At 72.9% G+C, this 16,661-nt stretch carries 18 protein-coding genes and 2 pseudogenes; 5 read left to right on the top strand and 15 right to left on the bottom strand.

Annotated elements, in window-relative coordinates; genetic code table 11:
* The first annotated feature begins 82 nt into the window (after window positions 1-82).
* On the top strand, window positions 83-1,522 hold the full coding sequence (locus ACIPXC_RS02455; protein ID WP_401612643.1) for a lipase maturation factor family protein: 1,440 nt from the start codon (window positions 83-85) through the stop codon (window positions 1,520-1,522).
* Here ACIPXC_RS02455 and ACIPXC_RS02450 read toward each other — a convergent pair.
* Together ACIPXC_RS02450 and ACIPXC_RS02445 are read right to left on the bottom strand one after the other, a co-directional pair.
* Window positions 1,508-1,723: a hypothetical protein gene (locus ACIPXC_RS02450; protein ID WP_401612640.1), complete on the bottom strand. Its 216-nt coding sequence runs from the start codon at window positions 1,721-1,723 to the stop codon at window positions 1,508-1,510. The genes ACIPXC_RS02455 and ACIPXC_RS02450 overlap by 15 nt on opposite strands.
* 178 nt (window positions 1,724-1,901) lie before the next feature.
* Window positions 1,902-2,075 carry a hypothetical protein gene (locus ACIPXC_RS02445; RefSeq protein WP_401613138.1) on the bottom strand — a complete coding sequence of 58 codons (174 nt, stop codon included), beginning with the start codon at window positions 2,073-2,075 and terminating at the stop codon, window positions 1,902-1,904.
* A 281-nt stretch (window positions 2,076-2,356) separates the two neighbouring features.
* On the opposite strand from ACIPXC_RS02445, the gene ACIPXC_RS02440 reads away from it, so the two are divergent.
* The gene (locus ACIPXC_RS02440) at window positions 2,357-2,851 is read left to right on the top strand and encodes an HD domain-containing protein (RefSeq protein WP_401612637.1); all 495 of its coding nucleotides are present in this window, start codon (window positions 2,357-2,359) and stop codon (window positions 2,849-2,851) included.
* Window positions 2,852-2,868: 17 nt separating this feature from the next.
* Here ACIPXC_RS02440 and ACIPXC_RS02435 read toward each other — a convergent pair whose 3' ends face one another.
* Window positions 2,869-4,356, bottom strand: coding sequence for an SDR family NAD(P)-dependent oxidoreductase (locus ACIPXC_RS02435; RefSeq protein ID WP_401612634.1), 1,488 nt, complete (start codon window positions 4,354-4,356; stop codon window positions 2,869-2,871).
* 289 nt (window positions 4,357-4,645) lie between these two features.
* Between ACIPXC_RS02435 and ACIPXC_RS02430 the strand changes: the two are divergent.
* Window positions 4,646-5,377 (top strand): annotated as a pseudogene (locus ACIPXC_RS02430) (DMT family transporter); the annotation flags it as partial.
* Window positions 5,378-5,500: 123 nt separating this feature from the next.
* Here ACIPXC_RS02430 and ACIPXC_RS02425 read toward each other — a convergent pair.
* The gene (locus ACIPXC_RS02425; RefSeq protein WP_401613105.1) at window positions 5,501-6,814 is read right to left on the bottom strand and encodes a transglycosylase family protein; all 1,314 of its coding nucleotides are present in this window, start codon (window positions 6,812-6,814) and stop codon (window positions 5,501-5,503) included.
* A 183-nt stretch (window positions 6,815-6,997) separates the two neighbouring features.
* On the opposite strand from ACIPXC_RS02425, the gene gndA reads away from it, so the two are divergent.
* Window positions 6,998-8,443: an NADP-dependent phosphogluconate dehydrogenase gene (gene gndA, locus ACIPXC_RS02420; RefSeq protein WP_401612631.1), complete on the top strand. Its 1,446-nt coding sequence runs from the start codon at window positions 6,998-7,000 to the stop codon at window positions 8,441-8,443.
* A gap of 3 nt (window positions 8,444-8,446) precedes the next feature.
* On the opposite strand, the gene ACIPXC_RS02415 is transcribed toward gndA, so the two are convergent.
* From ACIPXC_RS02415 to panD, 3 genes are all read right to left on the bottom strand, one after another.
* Complete coding sequence (locus ACIPXC_RS02415; RefSeq protein WP_401612628.1) at window positions 8,447-9,196, bottom strand: hypothetical protein; 750 nt, start codon at window positions 9,194-9,196, stop codon at window positions 8,447-8,449.
* Between the two features lie 129 nt (window positions 9,197-9,325).
* Window positions 9,326-9,685 carry a GNAT family N-acetyltransferase gene (locus ACIPXC_RS02410; RefSeq protein ID WP_401612625.1) on the bottom strand — a complete coding sequence of 120 codons (360 nt, stop codon included), beginning with the start codon at window positions 9,683-9,685 and terminating at the stop codon, window positions 9,326-9,328.
* A gap of 22 nt (window positions 9,686-9,707) precedes the next feature.
* Window positions 9,708-10,130, bottom strand: coding sequence for an aspartate 1-decarboxylase (gene panD, locus ACIPXC_RS02405; RefSeq protein WP_386463957.1), 423 nt, complete (start codon window positions 10,128-10,130; stop codon window positions 9,708-9,710).
* A gap of 122 nt (window positions 10,131-10,252) precedes the next feature.
* On the opposite strand from panD, the gene ACIPXC_RS02400 reads away from it, so the two are divergent.
* Entirely contained in the window at window positions 10,253-10,576 is a 324-nt protein-coding gene (locus ACIPXC_RS02400) for an SWIM zinc finger domain-containing protein (protein ID WP_401612621.1), read from the top strand.
* Window positions 10,577-10,783: 207 nt separating this feature from the next.
* On the opposite strand, the gene ACIPXC_RS02395 is transcribed toward ACIPXC_RS02400, so the two are convergent.
* The 8 genes and pseudogenes from ACIPXC_RS02395 to ACIPXC_RS02360 form a co-directional block, all read right to left on the bottom strand.
* Complete coding sequence (locus tag ACIPXC_RS02395; protein ID WP_401612618.1) at window positions 10,784-11,485, bottom strand: 4'-phosphopantetheinyl transferase family protein; 702 nt, start codon at window positions 11,483-11,485, stop codon at window positions 10,784-10,786.
* The gene (locus ACIPXC_RS02390) at window positions 11,472-11,828 is read right to left on the bottom strand and encodes a tRNA-binding protein (protein ID WP_401612615.1); all 357 of its coding nucleotides are present in this window, start codon (window positions 11,826-11,828) and stop codon (window positions 11,472-11,474) included. The genes ACIPXC_RS02395 and ACIPXC_RS02390 overlap by 14 nt, the downstream gene beginning before the upstream one ends.
* Before the next feature lie 39 nt (window positions 11,829-11,867).
* Window positions 11,868-12,668, bottom strand: a complete 801-nt coding sequence (locus ACIPXC_RS02385; RefSeq protein WP_401613103.1) for an S-methyl-5'-thioadenosine phosphorylase — start codon at window positions 12,666-12,668, stop codon at window positions 11,868-11,870.
* Window positions 12,669-12,709: 41 nt separating this feature from the next.
* On the bottom strand, window positions 12,710-13,399 hold the full coding sequence (mtnC, locus tag ACIPXC_RS02380) for an acireductone synthase (RefSeq protein WP_401612612.1): 690 nt from the start codon (window positions 13,397-13,399) through the stop codon (window positions 12,710-12,712).
* The gene (locus tag ACIPXC_RS02375) at window positions 13,396-13,974 is read right to left on the bottom strand and encodes a 1,2-dihydroxy-3-keto-5-methylthiopentene dioxygenase (RefSeq protein WP_401612609.1); all 579 of its coding nucleotides are present in this window, start codon (window positions 13,972-13,974) and stop codon (window positions 13,396-13,398) included. Before ACIPXC_RS02375 ends, mtnC begins: the two co-directional genes overlap by 4 nt.
* Window positions 13,971-15,662, bottom strand: coding sequence for an S-methyl-5-thioribose-1-phosphate isomerase (mtnA, locus tag ACIPXC_RS02370; protein ID WP_401612606.1), 1,692 nt, complete (start codon window positions 15,660-15,662; stop codon window positions 13,971-13,973). The genes ACIPXC_RS02375 and mtnA overlap by 4 nt, the downstream gene beginning before the upstream one ends.
* A gap of 1 nt (window position 15,663) precedes the next feature.
* On the bottom strand, window positions 15,664-16,431 hold the full coding sequence (locus tag ACIPXC_RS02365) for a class I SAM-dependent methyltransferase (RefSeq protein WP_401612603.1): 768 nt from the start codon (window positions 16,429-16,431) through the stop codon (window positions 15,664-15,666).
* A 48-nt stretch (window positions 16,432-16,479) separates the two neighbouring features.
* Window positions 16,480-16,661, bottom strand: a pseudogene (locus tag ACIPXC_RS02360) (crotonyl-CoA carboxylase/reductase); the annotation flags it as partial.

The raw sequence follows: 16,661 nt of genomic DNA, 5'->3' as shown, positions 1-16,661 counted from the left end.
TGGGACCGGCTCGCGGGACCGGCCTCCGCCCGCGCACACGGGCCGGTGTCGCCATCGGCCGGGCGGCCGGATACTGGAGGTGATGGACTGGTTCACGGCGCCCGGGTACTGGCTCGCCCGGCTGGTCTTCCAGCGGGCCCTGGCCGGCGTCTACCTCGTCGCCTTCATCGGGGCCGCGCTGCAGTTCCGGGCCCTGATCGGGGCGCACGGCATGCTGCCCGTGCCGCGCTACGTACGGTACGTGCCCTTCCGGCGCGCCCCCAGCCTGTTCCAACTGCGCTACTCGGACCGGCTCTTCGCGGGTTGCGCCTGGGCCGGGGCCGCGCTGGCGGCGGCCCTGGCCGCCGGGGCCGGTGACGAGGTGCCGCTGGCCGCGGCCATGGCGATGTGGGCCGCCCTGTGGCTGCTGTACCTCTCCATCGTGAACGTCGGCCAGACCTGGTACTCCTTCGGCTGGGAGTCACTGCTGCTGGAGGCAGGCTTCCTCGCGGTGTTCCTCGGCAACGCCCGGACCGGGCCCCCCGTGCTCGTGCTGTGGCTGCTGCGCTGGCTGCTCTTCCGCGTCGAGTTCGGGGCCGGGCTGATCAAGATGCGCGGGGACCCCTGCTGGCGCAGGCTCACCTGCCTGTTCCACCACCACGAGACGCAGCCGATGGCGGGGCCGCTGAGCTGGTTCTTCCACCACCTGCCGAAGCCGCTGCACCGGGTGGAGTGCGCCGCCAACCACGTGACGCAACTGGTCGTCCCGGTCCTCCTGTTCACCCCGCAGCCGGTGGCCTCGTACGCCGCCGGGGCCGTCGTCGCGACCCAGCTGTGGCTCGTACTGTCAGGCAACTTCGCCTGGCTGAACTGGCTGACGATCACCCTCGCCGTGTCGGCCGTGGACTTCACCGGGCTTGCCGGTCCGCCCCCGGCCGCCGCCTCACAGGAGGCCCCCCTGTGGTTCGTGGTCCTGGTCTGCGCCGTGACCGCCCTGATCCTGTTCCTCAGCCGCCACCCGGTGCTCAACATGATCTCCCGTCGCCAGGTGATGAACCGCTCCTTCGACGCGCTGCACCTGGTCAACACCTACGGGGCCTTCGGCACGGTCGGCCGGGTCCGCATGGAGGTGGCGGTGGAGGGCACCGCGGACCGCGTGCCGCGCGAGGACGGCGACTGGAAGGAGTACGGCTTCAAGGGCAAACCGGGCGATCCGCACAGGCTGCCGCGCCAGTTCGCCCCGTACCACCTGCGCCTGGACTGGCTGATGTGGTTCGCGGCGATCTCCCCGGGCTACGCGCGCGACTGGTTCGGGCCGTTCGTGGAGCGGCTGCTCGCGGGCGACCGGGACACGCTGCGGCTGCTGCGCCACAACCCGTTCCCGGACGCCCCGCCCGTCCATGTCCGCGCTCTGCTCTACCGGTACCGCTTCACCACCTGGCGGGAGTTGCGCGCGACCGGGGACTGGTGGCACCGCACGCTGGTGCGCGAGTACCTCCCGCCGACCCGGCTCGCGGACGCCCGCCTGTCAGACCCCGAGTAGCGCGGCCTCCCGCTCGACGGCCAGCCCGGGGGCGGGCCGGTCCGACCGCTGCGCAGCCACGCCGCCGAGGGTGCGCGGCCAGGCCCAGGTGTCGGCGTGGCGGCCGCAGTGGAAGACGGTCACCTCCCGGCCCCGGGCGAGGGCGCCCTCGGTGATCGCACGTCCGACGCATTCGGTTCCACCCGGCATCAGCAGCTTCATGCGGTCACCCTGGACCGGCGGGCCGGGCCCCGGAAGCGGTGATCGCTCCGGGCGATGACGCTCAGGGCGTAGCGGGGCGGTGGCGCGGCCGGGCAGGGCAGCGCCCCCGGTGCGGGTGGGCACGTGGGGGCGCTTGTCACCGCGTCGCGGGCCGGCACGCCGGCCCGCGGACCGGCGGCTAGTCGATGCCGGGCAGGATGTGCGCCTCCGCCAGGTCGTCCTCGTACCCGGCGAGCCGGATCGGGGCGGAACGCGCCCAGACCTCCAGGCTTCCGAGTTCGTCGGACCGCTTCTTGGCGCGCGGTCCGGTCCGCTCCATCAACTTCGGTTCGGGCTTTGTCTTTTCAGTCACCGCGCACTCCTCTGTGTCGCGTAACCCGGCAGGCTGACCGCGGGCCGGGCAAGGGATCAAGGGTTCCGGACGCGGTGGCGCCTTAGTGGAGCGCGGCCCGGATGGGGGCCGTCTTGATGCCCCAGGGTACACATATGAGCGGACCTCCGCTCGATAGGAAGGCAAAATCCGCTGCGCCCTCTCAGTTTCGCCGCGAGTTCAGCAAGTCGTCGGCCGACGGGTACGTCAGAGGTGGTCTGCTCGGACCCGGAATGCGGGAGGCGCGAGGCAGGAGGTCGGCGATGTCGGGGTCCGGAGTGCCGGAGGCCGAAGTGCCGTGCTTCACCAGTGTGGTTGAGCTGATGGAGCTGCTGTGCGGCAGCCCCGACGACCGCGCCCTGCGGACCGCGGCGCTGCTGCGGCGCTCCCATCCCGCAGACAAGGAACTGCAGCTCGCGGGCCTGCTCCACGACGTCGGCAGGATGCTCCGTCCGGGTGACGGAGTGCGACACGCCGTACTCGCAGCGCAGGCGCTGCGCCCCCTGCTGGGCGACCGGGTGGCCCGGCTCGTACGGGCGGCCGACGGGTCGGGCGGGCCGGGAGGCGGCCCGGACGACGCCGAGGCGGTGGCCACCCTGCGCCGGGCCCGCGAGGGGGCGGGGGCCTCCGGCCCCGACGCGGGCGTACTGGAGGACTGGCGTCCGCTGCTGGAGCTGGTCGCGGCCGGGTCCTGCCGGGCCGCGAACGTGATCGACCCCCTCGGGCCGCCGAGGGGGTCGATCACGCGTACGGGGTAGACCCGGGGCCGCCGGGGCTACCAGTTCGCCGGGGCGTAGTCCTTCAGGAAGACACCGAACAGGTCCTCGCCGCCCTCGCCGCGCACGATCGGGTCGTAGACCCGGGCCGCGCCGTCGACCAGGTCGAGCGGGGCGTGGAAGCCCTCCTCGGCGAGGCGCAGCTTGTCGAAGTGCGGACGCTCGTCGGTGATCCAGCCGGTGTCGACGGACGTCATCAGGATGCGGTCGGTCTGGAACATCTCCTGCCCGCTGGTGCGCGTCACCATGTTCATCGCGGCCTTGGCGGCGTTGGTGTTCGGGTGCCCCGCACCCTTGTAACCGCGACTGAAGACGCCCTCCATCGCGGAGACGTTGACGACGTACGCCCGCCCGCTGGGCGCCTGCCGGGCGGCCGCCGCCATGGCCGGCCGGAGCGCGCTGATCAGGATGAACGGCGACGTGTAGTTGCACAGCTGGGTTTCCAGCAGCTCCACCGGGGAGATCTGGTCGATGGTCTGCACCCAGGTGTTGCTCTCGACCACGTCGGGCAGCAGGCCGCCCGCGTCGATGGCGGTGCCGGCGAGGTGCCGCTCCAGGCTGGCGTTGCCCGCGACCAGGGCGAGGTCCGCGACCTTCTGCGCCTCAAGGCCGCTCACCCCGACGGGCAGCGCGGCCAGGCCGTCGACCGCACCGGAGTTGAAGGCGCCGATGACGTGGTGGGCGGGGAGCTCGCCGGCGGGCAGCGGGGCGGACTCCCCCTCGACCAGCGCCGCGTAGGCGGTGGGCAGGCGGCGCACGGTCTGCGTCGCGTTGTTGATCAGGATGTCGAGCGGACCGGCCTCGGCCACCTGGTCGGCGAGGGCCACGGCCTGGGCCGGGTCGCGCAGGTCGATGCCGACGACCTCCAGGCGGTGCATCCAGTCCGCCGAGTCCTCCATCGCCTTGAAGCGGCGGATGGCGTCCTTGGGGAAGCGGGTGGTGATCGTGGTGTGCGCGCCGTCGCGCAGCAGCCGCAGCGCGATGTACATGCCGATCTTGGCGCGGCCGCCAGTGAGCAGCGCGCGCTTGCCGGCGAGGTCGGCCCGGGCCTCGCGCCTGGCCCGGTTCTCGACGGCGCAGGTCGGGCAGAGCTGGTGGTAGAAGTAGTCGACCTCGACGTACCGCGCCTTGCAGACGTAGCAGGAGCGCGGGCGCTGGAGTATCCCGGCGATCCGGCCGGCCTCCGTGACCGAGGAGGGCAGGATGCCCTCGGTCTCGTCGTCGATGCGTTCGGCGGAGCCGGTCGCGGTCGCCTCGGTGACGGCCTTGTCGTTGGCGGTCTTGGCGGCGCGGCGCTCCTGGCGGCGGCGCTGCTTGACCGTGCGGTAGACGCCCGCGGTGGCGCGGCGCACGGCGATGGCGTCCGGGTGGTCCACGTCGATGTTGTCGAGCTCGGCGAGCACGTCGAGGCAGAGCGCCAGCCGTTCGGGGTCGATGCCCGGTCCGTAGGCCTGCACCTGGTCGTGGCTGTCTTCGGTCACCGTCATGGCCGCTGCCGTTCCTTGATCACTCGTCCGCATCCGCCTGCTGCGGAGGTCCTCAAAAGGGAAACTGTACGGATCCCACGCGCCCCGAGCCAAACCCGTGCCCGTAGCCTCACGCACCGCGAACGGCCCGTCACCGTATGGCTCCAGGCCGTGACCGTGGGGCACGACGGGGATGGCGCTGTGCTGGTGGAGGGAGCACGCTGCGTACTCCCGTACTACGTCGGGAGTATGACCCGTGACCACCTGTGGGCGGAGGAATAGCGCAGGTGGGTCCGGCATTGTGGACCTTATGAGTGCACTGGCGCTGTCGGTCCTGCTCTGCCTCGTGTCCGCCGTGGCGTACGCGGGTGGCGCGATCATCCAGGAGAGGGTCGCGGCGAGCACGCCGGACCGGCGGTACGCACCGCTGCGCCGGGCCGGCTGGTGGGTGGCGGTCGGGCTGAACGGCCTCGGTGCGCTGCTGCACGTGGTGGCGCTCGCGTACGGGCCGCTGAGCCTGGTGCAGCCCCTCGGCGCGCTCACCATCGTCTTCGCACTGCCGATGGCCGCCGTCCTGGTACGTCGCCGGGCGGGCGCGGCGGCCTGGCGCGGGGCGCTGCTGGCCACCGTCGGACTCGCCGGGCTGCTGGCGCTGACCGGCGGGAACGGGCGGACGGAGCAGACGCTGACGGGCGACGAGCGGAGCCTGCTGTTCGTGGTGACCGGGGCCGCGGTGGCGGCGCTGTTCCTGGCCGCGCACCGGATGCACCGGGTGGTACTGCACAGCGTGCTGCTGGCCGCGGCCGCCGGTACGGCCTTCGGCATGGCCTCGGTGTTCACCAAGTCGGTGGCCGAGGCCATCGGGTCGGGCGCGCCGGCCGGCATGTGGCCGGACCTGGCGGCGATCGCGGTGCTGGCCCCGGGCGGGCTGCTGCTGTCCCAGGCTGCCTACCGGGGCGCCGGGCTGACCGCGCCGCTGGCCACGTTGACCGTGGTCAATCCGGTGGTCGCGGCGACGGTCGGCATCACGCTGTTCGACGAGGGCTTCCGGTACGGGGCGCCCGGCACGGCGGCGGCGCTGGCCAGCGGCGTGCTGGCGGCGGCCGGCCTGGTCCTGCTCACCGCCGTGCCGCCGCAGGTGCGCGGGTCAGATCACGCCCCCGGGTCAGATACGGACCCCGTGGCCCCGCAGGTACTTCAGCGGGTCGATGTCGGAGCCGTAGCCGGGGCCCGTGCGGATCTCGAAGTGCAGGTGCGGGCCGGTGCTGTTGCCGGTGGAGCCGGAGCGGCCGATCCGCTGGCCGCCGGAGACCTGCTGGCCGGACTTCACCCCGAGGGCCGAGAGGTGGGCGTACTGGGAGTACCGGCCGTCGGTGTGCCGGATGACGACCTGGTAGCCGTAGGCGCCGGCCCAGCCCGCGGAGACGACCTGGCCGGGCCCGACGGACTTGACGGTCGTGCCGGTGGCCACGGGGAAGTCGACGCCGGTGTGGTAGCCGCTGGACCAGGAGGATCCCGAGACGCGGTAGGCAGTGCCGAGGGCGGCGTCGACGGGGGCGGAGAAACCGCCCGCGGCGGGCTTCTGCTGCGCTGAGGCGGGCTGGGAGCCGGGCTTCCCCGCGGGCGTTTCGGCGGGCTTCTCGGCCGGTTTCGGCGTCGGCTTCGGCGCCTCCTTCGGTGTCTCCTTCTCCACGGGCTTCGGCGCGGGCCGCTCCGCCGGCTTCTGCGCGGCCGGCTCCCCGGGCTTGACCGGTTCGGCCGTCCGCGGCGGCTTCTCGGGGTTCTGCGCGGGCGGGGCCGGCGGGGCGGTGGTGACGCGCATCGTGAGCCGCTGCCCGGGGAAGATCAGGTTCGGGTTGTCCCCCACGACGGCCCGGTTGGTCTCGTAGAGCGCCTGCCAGCCGCCCTCGACGTGCTGTTCGGTGGCGATGGCGGAGAGCGAGTCGCCCGGCGCGACGACGTACGGGTTGGGCAGGACCGAGGTGCCGGTCGGGCGCGGCGCGGTGCCCTGCGCCGAGGCCGTCCGCACCTCCGGCGCCCGCTGCTGCGACCGCGCCTCGGGCTGCGCGGGGACCTGCGCGGCGAGGGCCGGCGACGGGCCACCGCGCGTGAGACCGGCCCCCTTGCCGCAGTGGGGCCAGGCACCGGGTCCCTGCCCCTTGAGGACCTTCTCGGCGACGGCGATCTGCTGCTCCTTGGTGGCCAGGTCGGCGCGCGGGGCGTAGCCGGTGCCGCCGAAGGCCCGCCAGGTGCTCTGGCTGAACTGGAGTCCGCCGTAGTAGCCGTTGCCGGTGTTGGTGCGCCAGTTGTTCGTCGACTCGCAGGCCGCGACCTTGTTCCACGTGTCCACGGAGGCGGCGTCGGCCACTCCGGCCCCCATGAAGGGGAGCGCGATCCCGGCCCCTCCCGCGGTGACGGCCAGCGAGGCCCGGTTGATGCTGTTCGGCTGATACCGGCGGTGCCGGCCCCGTACGCCCATGGGAGCCCCCATTCGAGACATCAGGAATCGCACAACGTAACGTCGGGATCATTGCACGGCAAGGGAGCAACGGGGCGCTCTTCAGCGGAACTTGACAATCCCTCGACGGGCCGCGGCGCCGCGGGAGCGACGGCGGGGTAGCGTCGGCACAGCCCGCACACCGAAGCACGCAGGAGCGCACAGATGAGCACCAGCACGGCCCAGATCGGCGTCACCGGCCTCGCAGTCATGGGCAGCAACCTGGCCCGCAACTTCGCCCGCAACGGATTCACCGTGGCCGTCCACAACCGCACCGCCGCCAGGACGACGGCGCTGGTGGAGGAGTTCGGTCACGAGGGCGCGTTCGTGGCCGCCGAGTCGGCCAAGGAGTTCGTCGACGCGCTGGAGCGCCCCCGGCGCATCGTCGTCATGGTGAAGGCCGGGGAGCCGACCGACGCCGTGATCCGCGAGTTCGCCCCCCTCCTGGAGGAGGGCGACGTCATCATCGACGGAGGGAACGCCCACTTCGAAGACACCCGCCGCCGCGAGCGCGAGCTGCGCGAGCAGGGCATCCACTTCGTGGGCGTGGGCATCTCCGGCGGCGAGGAGGGGGCACTGCTCGGCCCGAGCATCATGCCGGGCGGTTCGCAGGAGTCGTACGCCTCGCTCGGCCCGCTGCTGGAGAAGATCGCGGCGAAGGCCGCCGACGGCACGCCGTGCACCTCCCATGTGGGTCCCGACGGCGCCGGACACTTCGTCAAGATGGTCCACAACGGCATCGAGTACGCCGACATGCAGCTCATCGCCGAGGCCTACCACCTGCTGCGCGAGGTCGCCGGCTACTCCCCCGCGAAGATCGCGGACACCTTCCGCGACTGGAACCGCGGGCGCCTGGACTCGTACCTGATCGACATCACGGCGGAGGTGCTGGCCCACACGGACGCGGCGACCGGGCGCCCCTTCGTCGACATCGTGACCGACGCCGCCGAGCAGAAGGGCACCGGCCGCTGGACCGTGCAGATCGCCCTGGACCTCGGGGTCCCGGTGTCGGGGATCGCCGAGGCGGTGTTCGCCCGCGCCGTCTCCGGCCACGCGGACCTGCGTACGGCCGCTCGCGGCCTCGCGGGCCCGGCGCCGGCCGCGCTGTCGCCGGAGGCGGCGGACGCGTTCGCCGCACAGGTGGAGGAGGCGCTGTACGCGTCGAAGATCGTCTCGTACACGCAGGGGTTCCACCAGATCCGGGCCGGCAGCGAGGAGTACGGCTGGAACGTGGACCTGGGCGCGGTGGCCGCCCTGTGGCGCGGCGGCTGCATCATCCGGGCGGCGTTCCTCGACCGGATCCGCGCGGCCTACGACGCGCGGCCCGGCCTGCCGAGCCTGCTGGCGGACGAGCGCTTCGCCGAGGAGATCGGGGCGGCGCAGGAGGGCTGGCGGTCCGTGATCGCGGCCGCGGTGGGCGCGGGCATTCCGGTGCCGGCCTTCGCGGCGTCACTGGCCTACTACGACGCGCTGCGCGCGGAGCGGCTCCCGGCGGCCCTCACCCAGGGCCAGCGGGACTTCTTCGGCGCGCACACCTACCGGCGGACCGACCGTGACGGCTCCTTCCACACCCTCTGGAGCGGCGACCGCTCCGAGGTCCGCACGGACTGACGCCTACACCCGGCTCCAGGGCCCGGGCTGGGGAACCGGCGCGGGTCCCGGGGGCGGGGGTACCGGGTCCGGCTCCGGAACGGGGCCGGGTACGGGTGGCACGGGGCGCGGGATCGGCTCGGGGTCGGGGAACGGGTTGGGCGCCGGCGTCGGATCGGGCTCGGGGACCGGCGGCTGGGTGTCTTCGGGTTTTCGCACCATGAGTTTTCGCACCATATACGGCACTTTCCCGCGATCGCGGCACGTACGCCCCCAGGGGGCGGCCGTCAGGGCGAGCGCGGCGGCCAGACCCTTCGCGGGGCTGGCAGGCCCCGGGATCCGGGTCGTGGTCGGCCCGGCCGCGCCCGCCATGGAGGCCTGGGCGAGGACGATGACGTCGGCACCGGTCACGGCGTCGGCGTCGGCGGCGGCGATCCGGGAGAGGTGGCGGGCGGTGTCGCCCGCCTCGAAGCTCTCCCGGGCTCCGGCGACGAGGTGCGTGGTGACCGACACCGGGTGCCCGCGGCCGTCGGCCTCCACGGTCGGGGCGAGCGTCGATCGGAGGGCGGCCAGGACGGCGATGCGCGGGCCGGTACGCACGGCCGCGGCCGCCGTCGGCCGGTCCACGCGCAGCACCGGGGCGCCGAGAGCCGGAGCCAGGGCCTCGGAGGTCGCCCCGAGGGTGGAGCAGGTGACCAGCACGGGGCCCGACCCGGCCCCGGCAAGCAGCTCCGGCAGGCCCGCCCGGGGCGACGGACCGCGGCCCGTGTGCACGGGCCCGCTCCAGCAGCTCCGGCACCACCAGGTGCCGCAGGGCGGCCCCGGGGTGGTGCCGGTCACGCAGCGCGTCGAAGACGGGGACGTGTGCGGGCGAGGTGTGCAGCAGGGTCGGGCCGCGGGCCGTCACCACAGGTCGGAGTCGGCCGCCAGCTGCGCCTTCGCCGCCGCGACCGCCTCGGCGGGCGCGACGGGTGCTTCGTCGGGGTGTTTGGCGGCCCAGCTCGCCGCGTACGGGCAGAGCGGGACCACGGGCACGCCTTCGGCCTCGGCGAGTCCGTAGAAGGTCCTGACCAGCCCTCCGGCGATGCCCCGGCCCTCGTGGCCCGGCTCCACGATCGTGTGCACCGCCACCAGGGCGCGGGGCGGCCCGGCGAGCACGAAGTAGGCGATGTACCCGACCGCCGTCCCGTCCTCGACGGCGAGCAACCGCCCGGCCTTGCGATCGTCGCGGTACTCGATCGGCGTGTTCCTGCTCTCGGGCATGGTCCCCGGCTCCTTCCGGGACTCAGCGAACGGCCACGGCGTGGGGACTGCGCTCCTGGTCCGTGCCCGGTACCGGGGCGGAAGGATCAGCGCCCAGTTCGATGATCCGGTTGTCGGCGTCGACGTGCACGACACGCGGCTTCAGCGCCCGGGCCTCGGCGTCCTCGACCTGCGCGTAGCTGATGAGGATGACGAGGTCCCCGGGGTGCACCAGGTGCGCGGCGGCCCCGTTGATCCCGATCACGCCGGAGCCGCGCTCACCCTCGATGACGTAAGTCTCCAGCCGCGCACCGTTGGTGATGTCCACGATGTGCACGAGCTCCCCGGGGAGCAGGTCGGCGGCGTCCAGCAGATCGGCGTCGACGGTCACGGACCCGACATAGTGCAGGTCGGCCTGGGTGACGGTGGCCCGGTGGATCTTGGACTTGAACATGGTGCGCAGCAATGTGAGCTCCTAGAAGACGGCTCCCTGCCTGCTTCCTGCAGGTCAAGGGCGTCCCGGCAGCCTACAACGTTTCGCATGTTCGGTCAGCTTTCCCCAGGTGTTTCAGGACTCATGCTGACCGTTTGCTGACCTTGCTGACGCGCCGGCAGATCCGTCTGTGCTCGATCCTGGGAGCGGGGCTCGGCTACCTGTCCGCGGTCTCACGGCTGGAGATCGGGGATGAAGCAATCACCGCCGCTGTCGACGGAAGCGACGCCTACCAGGTGGAACTGACCGGGGACGAGGACAGCGGGCTCACCGGCTGGTGCTACTACCCAGTACCGCGCCAGGAGGGCAACTTCTGCAAGCACCGTGTAGCAGTCCGCCTGACCGTTCTGCGACAGGCCGATTCCGTACCGCGAGCAGCGATCGGCCGCAGCCTCGCGGACTCGGCGCTGGACGCCTGACTGGACTCCCGCACACGGGAGGAACTGCTCGTCTTGATACGGGAACGGATAGCCCGACCGTGACGTGCGGCGCCCCCCTGGAGTTGCGCGCGGCCGCCGCCGGCGAGGACACCAGCGTCGTCCGCGACGCCCAGCCCGCAGCGTAACCACCCGCAGGGCGCGCAACCGCCCCCTGGGAAAGGCGCCTGACCTGGACTTGAGCCCGGATCAGGCGCCTTCCTTGGATTCCTGGAGGACGCCGAGCCTCTTCGGGTGGCGGGGATCCGCGCGAGTGGCCGCGTAGGACGAGGGGGTCGGGATCGGCGTGAGGTGCCAGACCGGGTGGGGGCGCGGGGTGGGTGCCGTCCCCAGGAGGAGGGTGGTGGGGTCGCTCTGGAGGCCGGTGCCGAGGGCTTTGAGCACAGCCTCCTTGCGCGTCCAGGCACGGGCGAAGGCCGCCGGGCGGTCCGCCGGGGCGAGCAGGGCGAGTTCGTCCTCCTCCTGCGGGTGCAGGGCCCCCGGGAGGGGGCGCGGCGGGACGCGTTCGATGTCCACCCCGACCGCCGCGTGCTCCGACAGGGCGATCACGAAGAACTCGCCGGCGTGCGAGAGGCTGAAGTGGACCGGGTTGCCCGGGACCACCGGTCGGCCGTGCGGGCCGCCGCAGCCGGCACAGGCGGCGTGGGCGATCGGCACGTCCTCGGGGCGCTGCCCGAGCCGATCGCCCAGCAGGACCCGCAGCGCCACGTGCGCGGCCAGGTAGCGGTCGCGGTCGGCCGCGACCGCGAAGCGGGCCAGCCGGGCCCGCTCCGCCATGCTCAGGACCCCGGCGTGGCGTTCCGCGTGGGCCAGCCCGGGGGCCACCCGGGCGAGGTGGACGTCCGGCCGCCCCGCCGGGTGCGGCTCCGGCAGCCGGTCAGCCGATGACATCGCCGGGCACGGCCACCGGTTCGGGCGACAGCAGGTGGACCGCGCCGTCCGCGTCGTACGAACCGAGGATCAGGAATTCGCTGGTGAAACCGGCGATCCGCTTCTTTCCGAGGTTGATCACGCCGATGACCAGTCGGTCCTTCAGCTCTTCGGGCCGGTAGTTGGTGACCTGGGCACTGGTGGCCAGCACGCCGGCCGGGCCGAAGTCCGCCGTGATCTTGTAGGCGGGCTTCCGGGCCGCCGGGAACTCGTCCACCGTCAGGATGCGGCCGACCCGGATGTCGGTGGAGAAGAAGTGGGCCGGGTCCGTCTGGGGCTTGGGGGTGGTGTGGTCGTCGCTCATCTGCTCGCTCTGTTCCTATTCGTTCAAAAGGCTGAGGGGCTACGGTAGTTGAAAGGGGAGACGCATGCCGTCGAGGGTCTGGGCGCAGCGGCAGGTACGCTCGGCCGGCAGGAGTTCCACGGTCTTCAGGACGATTCCGCGAAGCCGCTCGATGTTGGCGGCGAAGACCTTGAAGACCTCGTCCTGGGAGACGCTCTCGTCGGCGTCCAGGCCCGCGTCGAGATCGGTGACGAGCGCCAGCGAGGTGTAGCAGACGGCCAGTTCGCGGGCGAGGACGGCTTCGGGGGCGCCCGTCATGTTGACCAGGGACCAGCCCTGGGCGGCGTACCACTGGGACTCCGCGCGGGTCGAGAAGCGCGGGCCCTCGATGACGACCATGGCGCCGCCGGTGCGCACGCCTGAACCACCCGCCTCGGAGATCGCCGCCGTGCCGTGCGCGCAGTACGGGTCCGCGAACGGCACGTGCACCGCGCCCCGGTCGTAGAAGGTCTGGACCCGGCCGCTGGTCCGGTCGACCAGCTGGTCGGGGACGACGATGGTGCCGGGGGCCAGGTCGCGGCGGAGCGAGCCGACCGCGCAGGGCGCCAGGATCTGACGGACGCCGGCGGCGCGCAGGGTCCAGATGTTCGCCCGATAGTTGATCTCGTGTGGCGGGAACTCGTGGTCGTGGCCGTGCCGGGGCAGGAAGGCCACCCGGCGGCCGGCCACCGTGCCGACCGAGAGCGGGGCCGACGGGTCACCGTACGGCGTGGTGACCTTGATCTGTTCGGCGCCGTCGAGCAGTTGGTAGAAGCCGCTGCCGCCGATGACGCCTATGTCCGCGCCGATGCCGGCCCGGATGTCCGCCGGGGTGTCGGGCCGCGCGGGTTCGGATGTCGTGTTCACGGTCGTACCACCTGGATCTCGGTCATGGTCTGGACGGTGGGGTGCGGGCCCGGCTCGGTGACCGGCGGGTCCTCGGGGCGGTGAACCCGTGCGGTCTGCCAGCCTGCCTCGGCCGCGGCGGCCAGCTCTGCCGGCGCGTCGCTGAGGAAGAGGATCCGCCCGGCCGGGACTCCGAGGACTCCACCGATCCGGTGGTAGGAGACCGGGTCCTGCTTGGGTCCGGTGTTCTCCAGGTCGAAGTAGCCGTCGAGGTGGCGGGTGAGGTCCCCGTACGCGGTGGAGGAGAACCAGTCGCGTTGCGCGGCACGGGCCCCGGAAGAGTAGATCCAGCGGCCGATGCCCGCGTCGGCCCAGGCCGCGAGCGCGCCGGGCACGTCCTCGTACACGTGCCCGTGCAGGCTGCCGTCGGCGTACCCCTCGGCCCAGATCAGGGCCTGGACCGCCTTGAGCGGGGCGGCTTTGACATCCGCGTCGGCCCATTCGGTCAGGATGCGTACGGCATCCGACTCCTCGGCCGCACCGGTCGCGAGGACCAGCTCGGCGTGGCGCGCGGTGCCCCGGTGCGCGGCGAACCAGTCGGCGATCCGCTGCCGGGCGTAGGGGAAGAGGACATCGCGGACGTGGGCGGCCGAGCCGGTCGTGCCCTCGATGTCGAGGACCACCGCTGCGGCCGTGAAGGTGATCACCGGGAGGCCGCCAGCAGGGCATCCAGACGGGGGAAGCGCTGCGCGATGGGGTCGCTGGTGAAGTCTCCGACCCAGCCGTCCTCGCGTTCGAAGAAGCGGATCGCGCAGAACTCCGGGACCGGGCCCATGTCGAACCAGTGGGTGGTGCCCGCCGGTACGGACAGCAGGTCACCGGCCTCGCACACCACCGCGAGCACCTTGCCCTCCAGATGCAGGTAGAAGCAGCCGGTACCGTGAGCGAAGAAGCGGACCTCGTTCTCGGTGTGCCGGTGCTCCTCCAGGAAGGTGCCACGTGCGGCGGCGGCCTTCTCGCGCCAGGCGTCGGAGTCCTCGGGGTGCATCTGGACGACGTCGACGAGGCCCAGTGACTCCGCGGTGCGGAGCGCGTCCACCTCGGCGCGGTAGCGCTCCAGCACCTCGGCGGGGTCGGTGCCGGAGGAGACCGGGCCGCGCACCTCCCAGTGGCGCAGCACGACGGAATGCTCGCGCAGGGCGGAGGCGATCTCGTCCGCGTCACGGGTCCGCAGGAGCACGGTGTCCGGTGCGTCGTCCGGCATCACATGGAGCAGGGTCATCGATGGCCTCCTTGGGAGTGGGCGGGGGCGTGGGCGTCTGCCAGCACCATCTGGTGGCAGATGGCCTCGACGCATTCGAGCCGGTTGCGAGCCTGCGACAGGTCCTGGCCCCAGACGGTCACTCCGTGCCCGGCGATCAGCAGGCCGGGTATCCGCTCCGGGCCGCCGTCCGGGACCGGGGCCCCCAGGTACGCCTCCACGTCGGCGGCGATCCTCGGTACGTCGGGGTGGTTGGGGAAGACCGGCAGGGCGGCGCGGGACGGGTCGGCCAGGCCGAATCCCTTGAGGAGTTCCCACCCGGCCGGCTCGACCGTCCGCGGACCGTCGGCCGCGCTGGTGGCGGTGGCCACGGCGGTGGCGTACGGCGCGTGCACGTGGATCACGGCGCCCGCGTCGGCGGCCCGGTAGACGGCGGCGTGGATGGCGGTCTCGGCGGAGGCGCGCAGCGCGCTCTCCTCGGTCTTCTCGCCGGTCCGTGCGTCGACGAGGACGGCGTCGCCAGCGGTCAGCTCGCCCTTGTCCCGGCCGCTGGCGGTGATCAGGGCGTGCCCGGACTCACCGGGCAGCCGTACCGAGAGGTTTCCGGAGGTGCCGGGCATCCAGCCCCGTTCGTAGAGCTGCCGGGAGAAGCGGGCCAGTTCCGCGCCGAGCCGCTGCCGGGTGGCGGCCGGGCGCTGGACCGCCTTCTCGGTGATCACAGCGGTGATCAGCTCACCCGGGGTGACGTCGAAGGCCGGGTTGTACGCGCCCGCCCCGGCGGGGGCGACGGCGGTGCCCGCCACGTGGGTCACCTCGTCCGCGGACCGCTCTTCGATGACGATCCCCGAGCCGTCGGGAAGTGCCGGATCCCGGGTCGACTCGGGGGCGACCACGATGAAGGGGATGTCGTGGCGGGCGGCGGCGACCGACAGTCCGTACGTGCCCACCTTGTTGGCGACGTCCCCGTTGACGGCGATCCGGTCGGCGCCGACCAGGACGACGTCGACGAGGCCGCGCGCCATCGCGGCGGCCGCGGCGGAGTCCACGCACAGCCGGTACGGGACGCCTGCCTCGGCCAGCTCCCAAGTGGTCAGCCGGGCACCCTGGAGCAACGGCCGGGTCTCGTCGACGAGGACCTCCTCGACCAGGCCGCGGCCGGCCAGTTCGACGATCGTGCCGAGGGCGGTGCCGAGGGCGGCGGTGGCCAGCCGCCCGGTGTTGCAGTGCGTCAGGATCCGCAGGGGGCGGTCCGGGGTGAGGGAGAGCACCAGGTCGGCAGCCTGGCCTATGGCGGCCCGGTTGACGGCGATGTCCTCGTCCAGCATGGTCAGGGCCTCGCCGAGTACGGCCTGTGCTCCGCCGCCGAGCGCGCCGAGGACGCGCTCCACGGCCCAGGCCAGGTTGACGGCGGTGGGCCGGGCGGAGGCGATCCGGGCGGCGTCGGCGCGGACGGCCGACTCGTCCAACATGCCCGTCCGGGTGTGCCGGAAGGCGGACATGGCCACGCCCAGCGCACCGGCCAGGCCGATGGCGGGGGCCCCGCGCACGGCGAGCGACCGGACGGCGTCGACCAGCTGGTCGACGGTCTCCAGCCTCAGCAGCCGGTACTCGTGCGGCAGGGCCCGCTGGTCGACGACGAGCACCGCCCCGTCCGACCACTCGAGGGACGGGCGCGGCGAGCAGGCGCCGGCAGTCGGTTCCGTGGGCATCTCAGTCCTCCTGCTCGGGGTCGAGCCCGCTGCCCAGGCGTACGGTGACGCACTGGCCCAGCCGGTTGCCGGTGCGGTTCAGGACGGTCGCGTCGGCCGTGCCGAGCAGTCGGAGCAGTCCCTCCTCGCTGAAGGACTGGGAAGCGAAACCGCCGTCACCCCGGAAGACGACGCCGCCGTACTCACCGGCGGTCTCGTCCAGCCGCTCGATGCCGCAGGCGGTGTAGTAGGACCTGCGGACCTCGTTGGTCCAGGGCTGCTCGTTGAAGACGGAGATCACTGCTATGCCGCCGACCGCGGCGACGCTCGCCAGCACCTTCTCGGGCTCGGCGAAGTTGCCCAGCAGGTTGAAGGGGAGCAGCTGGAGCGGGCGCCGGCCGACGACCTCGGTGACCCAGGAACCGTTGTGCAGGATGTCGCCGACGACGGCACGGGCCTGGCCGTCCAGGCCCTCCGCGCCGACCCGGCGGTCCAGCTCGGTGATGGCACCGGGGCTGATGTCGATGCCCAGGTAGGGAAGGCCGGCGGCGCGCGCGACCTCCAGGGCCCGGCCGTCGTAACAGCCGTGTTCGACGAGGCTGTCGCAGCAGTGACGGGTGGCGGACTCCAGGGCCGCGAGCCCCTCCATCTGAAGGTAGGACAACAGTTCGTCGGGGAAGTGGGCGGCGCGCATGATGGCCGGCGCGCCGCCGTCGCGGTAGAAGGAGCCCATGGGGAGGGTCCCGCTCGTGCCGCCTTCCACAGCTGCTGCGAATGCGGTGGATTCCAAAGCTATTTCACCTCTCGGGGACGCCCGGCGCCGGTTGGCTCGTGGTTCTCACTGCTCGGGTCGGCTGGGTACATCGGTCCGCTCCGCCGGTGCGGCGCGGAAGCGGTTGATCGCGTCGAGGTGCTTGGCGCGCAACTCGTGGTCGCGGACGCCCAGGCCCTCCTCGGGGGCGAGCGCGAGGACGCCGACCTTGCCCTGGTGGAGGTTGCGGTGGACGTCGTAGGCGGCCT

Origin of the sequence: Streptomyces sp. NPDC090021, from assembly GCF_044748225.1 — a bacterium.
GTDB lineage: Bacteria > Actinomycetota > Actinomycetes > Streptomycetales > Streptomycetaceae > Streptomyces.
Note: the sequence above shows the minus strand (reverse complement) of the source record. Positions and strands in the feature narration are given on the sequence as shown.